Source organism: Moorena sp. SIO3B2 (assembly GCF_010692525.1).
Taxonomy (GTDB): domain Bacteria; phylum Cyanobacteriota; class Cyanobacteriia; order Cyanobacteriales; family Coleofasciculaceae; genus Moorena; species Moorena producens.
In genome coordinates this window covers 22,031-28,223 of sequence record NZ_JAAHHE010000050.1, presented here as the reverse complement: position 1 = coordinate 28,223, position 6,193 = coordinate 22,031, and the positions used below count along the sequence as shown (strand labels likewise).

Annotated in this window: 4 protein-coding genes; 3 read left to right on the top strand and 1 reads right to left on the bottom strand. The window is 45.0% G+C overall.

What is annotated here, in order from left to right; genetic code table 11:
• Positions 1 to 1,418: phosphoglycerate dehydrogenase (gene serA / locus F6K38_RS14350; RefSeq protein WP_287356798.1), on the bottom strand; the 1,418-nt coding region annotated here is incomplete at its 3' end.
• 361 nt (positions 1,419 to 1,779) lie between these two features.
• Between serA and F6K38_RS14345 the strand changes: the two genes are divergently transcribed.
• The 3 genes from F6K38_RS14345 (at position 1,780) to F6K38_RS14335 (ending at position 6,084) form a co-directional block, all read left to right on the top strand.
• Positions 1,780 to 2,295 carry a hypothetical protein gene (locus tag F6K38_RS14345; protein ID WP_008184537.1) on the top strand — a complete coding sequence of 172 codons (516 nt, stop codon included), beginning with the start codon at positions 1,780 to 1,782 and terminating at the stop codon, positions 2,293 to 2,295.
• Between the two features lie 422 nt (positions 2,296 to 2,717).
• The gene (locus F6K38_RS14340) at positions 2,718 to 3,497 is read left to right on the top strand and encodes a photosystem II electron transport protein, Sll1252 family (protein WP_287251568.1); all 780 of its coding nucleotides are present in this window, start codon (positions 2,718 to 2,720) and stop codon (positions 3,495 to 3,497) included.
• Positions 3,498 to 4,017: 520 nt separating this feature from the next.
• Positions 4,018 to 6,084, top strand: coding sequence for a DICT sensory domain-containing protein (locus F6K38_RS14335; RefSeq protein WP_287356797.1), 2,067 nt, complete (start codon positions 4,018 to 4,020; stop codon positions 6,082 to 6,084).
• Positions 6,085 to 6,193 lie beyond the last annotated feature (109 nt).

Below are 6,193 nucleotides of genomic sequence, written 5' to 3'. Positions count from 1 at the left end.
AGCAGAGAGCCAATTTTACCAATAATTCCCGGCATATCCCGGTGTACGGTAAACAGCATATAGTGAGTGGGAGGAACATTAATCGGGAATTCGTCGATACTGGTAATGTGGATTTCCCCATCATTCAACAGAGCACCCGTTACAGAATGTTTTCCCATGGACCCGGTAGCTGATAGATGTAGGGATCCAGAATAGTCTCGCATCGAAGCATCCCTGGTTTCAATTACCCGAATACCCCGCTCTTTTGCCTCAATGGATGCATTGACATAGTTTACCCGCTCTCGCAGTGCCTGGGAAAGTAAGCCTTTCAGGGCAGCAACCACTAAGGGCTGGCTTTCGTTGGTAGCTAACTCTCCCTGTAATCGGACATCAAGTAATTCAATGCGTCCCCCCGCCAGTTGAGCAACTAGGTTACCCAGAGTTTCTGCCAACTCCATGTATGGTCTGAGTTTTTCAATCACATTGGGTGACAATCCAGGAATATTAACTGCTGAACGGGCCGGTAAGCCTAAGAGGACATCCCGAATTTGTTCGGCTACATCAACAGCAACATTAACTTGGGCTTCTGCGGTAGATGCCCCTAGGTGGGGGGTCAAAACTATTTCTTTCCCCAATTCACGCAAGGGAGATTCTCCTAGTGGTTCTGATTCATAAACATCCAATGCTGCACCAGCAATCTGACCCTCTTTTAGTGCCTTAGCCAGGGCTTCTTCATCAATAATGCCTCCTCTGGAACAGTTGATAATTCGGGCAGTCGGCTTCATCTTAGCAATGGCTTCGTCATTAATTAGATGAGTGGTGTCTGGAGTTTTGGGGATATGCAGTGTGATGTAATCAGACTCCCGCAACAGCAAATCCATCTCGACTAAACGACAGCCTAGCTGTTCCGCCCGTTCCACGGAAATGAAGGGATCATAGGCCAGCAACTTCATTCCCATTGCTCGGGCTACGGTTGCCACATGGGAGCCAATTTTACCCAAGCCAACTACACCAAGGTTTTTTTTGTAAACTTCTGTGCCAATAAAAAGCTTACGCTGCCACTTATTGCTTTTAACTGACTGATTAGCATCGGAGATATGGCGAGATAGAGCTAGCATCATGGCCAGGGCATGTTCGGCTGCGGCTATAGTATTTCCTTCCGGAGAGTTAACCACTACAATCCCATGACGAGTTGCTGCTGGAATATCGACATTGTCAACCCCAACACCAGCACGACCAATGATCTTGAGTTGCTTGCCCGCCTCAATTACCTCTTGGGTAACGCGGGTGCCAGAGCGAATCATCAGAGCATCATAGTCTGGGATAATTGTCAATAGTTCTTCCGGTGATACATTCGGATTGAAATTAACCTCAGCAACTTGGGAAAGGATATCAATCCCAGCTTGATCAATTGAGTCAGAAACAAGAACCTTAGACATGACCAGGAGATAGGTTAATGGGCTATACACACGGTGCTGGAGCTATTCGATGAGAAACTAAGATCAACCCCAAGAGTACTAGAGATGAATCATCATCCAATAGCACTTAACTACAAGGAAATGTAGTTGAACAGGTCGATTTGTTCACATTCAGTAGCTCTGACCGCAGTATGCTATCTTAACTGCAAAGGTATCCCTGGATAGCTAGTGATCTAAAAGATTTTAAGTTTCCCCCATCTTTGATGGAAAATTTCTCAAAACTCTCACTGTTGAAAACCCCTGTGCTTGAGGCGGGGGATCAAAACGAGCTCAAGGAAGAGTTCAAGTCAAGTTCATATCTAGATAATCAGCACAACTGGCGATGAAATATGTGATTGCTGTATTCCCCAACCGCATTAAGGCAGAAGAAGCTTATACTGCTTTGGAAAAAGAAGAGTTACCTATGGATCGAGTAAGTATCTTGGGTAGAGGATATAAGAGTGCTGATGAGTTTGGATTCATTGACCCCAAACAACAGGGAATCAAGGGAGCCCGACGCATGGCATATTGGTTGATTCCCTTTGGATTTGCGGCGGGTTATCTGTTCAATGTGCTAACTGAAATAAAACTGTTTGGCTTCTCTAGTGAAATTGGTAACCATCTCCTGGGAGGGGTATTTGGTGCGATCGCAGCAGCAATGGGTAGCGTTTTCGTTGGAGGTGGGGTTGGGTTGAGTGTTGGTAGTGGTGATGCACTGCCTTATCGGAACCGTCTGAATCAGGGGAAATACTTAATTGTGGTTCAGGGATCCGAGAGTTTGACGGAGCTAGGGACTAAAATTCTGGGTCAGTTTCAGCCGGAGACTATTCAAAGGTATGAGTTCCTGGAGAGTAATTAAGGGTTGCGCAATTATTTTTGTGGTAAAAATCCCAAAGGCGCAAAGAGTGGTAAGTAACTAACCATAAATGTAAATAAAAATCAATAAAATTTAAGAAAGATAACTTTTATATTTAGTAATGGGTAATAGATGCTATAGGAAACTAATTACCTATTGCTAAATCGTAAGCATTCAGCTGTCAGCGGTCAGCCGTCAGCTTATTTTATTCAAAAGCTGTTCAGTGTAGCGTGGGTGGAACAGGCTTCTAGCCTGTGACTTAGCGCATTAGCTGATAGCACCTCAAGTAGCGTGTGCGTAGCACATAAGCTGATAGCTGATACGCGACACGCTGATAGCTGATAGCTTACGCTAAATCCTAATTACAATTTGAGGAAATAATTATTTAAAATTTGGAATCAAACGTCTTTAACAAGTTATTATAAATGCTACCTAGAGAAGAACTTTTAAAAAGTGTAGAGAATCGAGAGGATGTGGCTCGTGTGATTGACCAAGCTGATCAAGCAATTAAGACTTGGGAGGTGGTATTGACTGATTTTCTATCACCGCCAGTTTTGGTAGAGGTTGCTCAGCAGTTTCAACGGTTGACAGAGGTGCAATTACTGGCTTGGGGGGGATATCCTCAAGCGGAACGACAACGGTTAGGGATTGCCCGTGAGGAATTGCCTCTGGATCAATCTCAGGTAGAGGTGGTCGGTTTGGATATTGCTGGGAATTTTTTGTTTGATACGGCAACTCACCGGGATTTCTTGGGCGCAATTCTGGGAACTGGATTGGTGCGAGAGAAGATTGGGGACATTATTGTCTTGGGAGAGCGAGGTGCTCAGGTGATTGTCGTACCAGAATTGGTAGAGTTTCTGGAGCTGAATTTAAATCAGGTTCGTTCGGTACCTGTCAAAACTCAACGGATTGATTTGAGTGAACTCAAAGTTAAGGAACCGAAAAAGAAACTCAGAACAACAACAGAAGCTTCCATGCGTCTAGATGCGATCGCATCGGCTGGGTTTGGTATGTCCCGCAGCAAGATGGTGGATTTCATTACCACTGGGGATGTGCGGGTTAACTGGAAAGAGGTCAAACAATCTAGCTATACAGTCAAATCTGGAGATTTGATTGCCATTCGTGGTAAAGGACGCTTGGAGGTTGGGGATGTCTCTATTACTAAAAAACAACGATATCGAGTTGAATTAACGCGATACATCTGAAACAGGCTGGGGCTTCAACATTCGCTGTGTTCAATGTGTTCAATCCCCTTTGTATAAGATAAATTGAGAAAGGTACATATAAAAAGTCTATAGGCTGTCAACACCCCATACCCTGACTGGGAGTAAAGACCCCAGCTGGTTTTTCCTCCCCCGTCGCCCATAGGTGTGGTTTCCACGCTCCCGTGAAGTTTTAGCTTCCGGCAAAAGAAGCCCCACATCTGCGACGCTTGGCCTTTGGCCACGCTAAGGGAACGCGCTTGAGTGTGGGATGAATTTTGCACAGAGTATTTCACGAAAGACCAAGCGATGTGTTATTTTTTATATACTGACTTTCAAAGCCGTTCGCGTAGCGTGGCCAAAGGCCATAAATGCTGGTTTGTCGGTGGAACATTATTAAAAAAAAGTCAAAAAAACAGAGCGGTAGGGCAGTCCGTTCTTAAAGCGCAACGCCTCCTAAGCAATAGCCGGATTGGTTGCGAAGCCTACACTGAATCTTTCGATTCAGTGTAGGAGCTGTCACATGATTATTACCACTTCCGTGCTGCAAAGCTTACTGCAAGCTATACCTATACTGCGGTCACAGGTGTACTTCAAGTCTTCTTTGACCGCACTTTCCCATGCCATGGAAGATCAGGTATTAGCTGGCTCAGAGCAGCCGTTGGTCATTGCTAGCTTCCAGCGAGAGCGTTTCTACCGTCAGGAAGCTCATCGATATCGACGCATTGCTCAACAGACCCCCCAAGTCTATGTACTAGCAGCACCGGAAACAGAATTTAAGAGTAGTTCAGAGTATCACGAAACGGTGGCATTTGAACCCAACGATACCCTCTCTCAAGAATGGCATTTGGTAGTTATTGGGCAAAGTTACACAAACTGTTTGATTTGTCAAGAACGACCCACACCAATACTAGAGGTGACCAATGGGGAAATGGACTCATCCCGACGTTTTGAAGGCATCTGGACATTTGACCGGAGGGTGAGTCAAAAAGCAGCTGAGATATTACTCAATCGCATTCAAATTTACCGACCTGAACTGGCAGCTAAGATTGAACAGGCTAAATCTCAGTATTTAGATCAGTATTTAGAGAATTCATTAGTAGTTAGTGCTCAATTAACCCGAAACTCTACCAGTAATCTATCCCCTCTCGACCAAGCTCAAAGTTCCGAAAATTCTGACCCTTTTGTCCAGCGCTTGGTGACTTACCTACAGGCAGGTCAGTATAAATTGCTCAAAGCCTATCGCTCCATTGCTGCTCAGGGAAAGAAAGAATCTCTGATCAACTCTATTTCCAATGCCATTAGGCGATCCCTTGACCCCAATGCCATTCTTGAAGTCGCTGTGCAAGAGTTGGGTAAAGCCCTTGAAGCATCACGGTGTCTGATTTATCGCTGTAAAGGAACAGATACCACTACTATCATCAATCATGAGTTTTTAAATACTAAGGGGGATCAACCATTAGTGCCCACACTAGGAAAGAGATGGCCATTGCAAGACAATTGCCTATTCCAAGAGGTTGTCCAGAGTGGAGAAGCGATTTATGTAGAAGACACCCAGAGAGATCCTAGGATTAACGGTACTAATTCCACAAATAAAACTGGTAATCGACGATCAAAAACCTTGCACAATCTAGTCCAAGAGTTTGCCATTCGCTCTTGGCTGAAGGTACCAGTGCTGTATCAGGGTCAGTTATTGGGCATGTTAGATATACATCATTGTGGCTCCCAAGCTTATCAATGGGAAAAGGATGAGTTAGCCTTAGTGGATGCGATCGCAACTCAAGTCGGTGTAGCTCTAATTCAAGCCGAAGCCTACGCCAACCTAGAAGATTTGAATCAGCAGCTAGAAGCTCTTGACCGCACCCGTAGCAATTTAGTCGCGATTACAGGTCATGAACTGCGGACTCCCCTATCCACAATTCAAGTATGTCTTGAGAGTCTAGCTAGTGAGCCAGATATGTCCCTAGAATTGCGTCAGGTGATGCTCAATACTGCCCTCGCTGACGCTGAACGAATGCGGAAACTGATTCAGGACTTCCTGACTCTTTCCCGCTTAGAAAGTGGTCGTGTTGAATGGCACCCAGAATCCCTGTCCCTAAGAGAGTGCATCGACCTTGCCCTGAGTAATGTTTGCGCTCGCCGTTCTGAAGATGAACGACCTAGTTTATCGGCTCAAGTTCCAGATAACCTTCCATTAGTCAAAGCCGACGGAGAGTGGCTAGTTGAAACTCTAGCTAGACTTCTCGATAATGCCTGCAAATTTACCAGCCCACAAGGAGAAGTAAAAATAAGTATCCAAACACTGGACAATTCCATGATAGTAGTTATTATCGAAGATTCTGGACGTGGTATTGAACCCAATCGGCTGGAAGCTGTGTTTGACCGCTTCTATCAAGAAGAAGGTGCTCTGCGGCGAACTACTGGGGGAACAGGGCTAGGTTTAGCAATTTGTCGCCAAATTGTCAAAGGCTGGGGTGGAAAAATTTGGGCAAATTCAGCTGGCAAAGACCAAGGTTCTCAGTTTTACTTTACTGTTCCTATTATCCAAACTCCAAAGTCAAAGCACTCAAAAGCTCGGCGTAAACGTTAGGGGATTCGAGATAGCGAAAGTTTGGGAGTGCTACAAAAGTAGTGATTTTAGCTCCTGTTACCTTGACCAGACCGTAAGCAAATCACCATATCTTTAGCACTACCAATAC

Excerpts from the sequence above, each read along its gene's own strand:
- F6K38_RS14345 (WP_008184537.1), top strand. The coding sequence starts at position 1,780 with ATGAAATATGTGATTGCTGTATTCCCCAACCGCATTAAGGCAGAAGAA.
- F6K38_RS14340 (WP_287251568.1), top strand. The coding sequence starts at position 2,718 with ATGCTACCTAGAGAAGAACTTTTAAAAAGTGTAGAGAATCGAGAGGAT.
- F6K38_RS14335 (WP_287356797.1), top strand. The coding sequence starts at position 4,018 with ATGATTATTACCACTTCCGTGCTGCAAAGCTTACTGCAAGCTATACCT.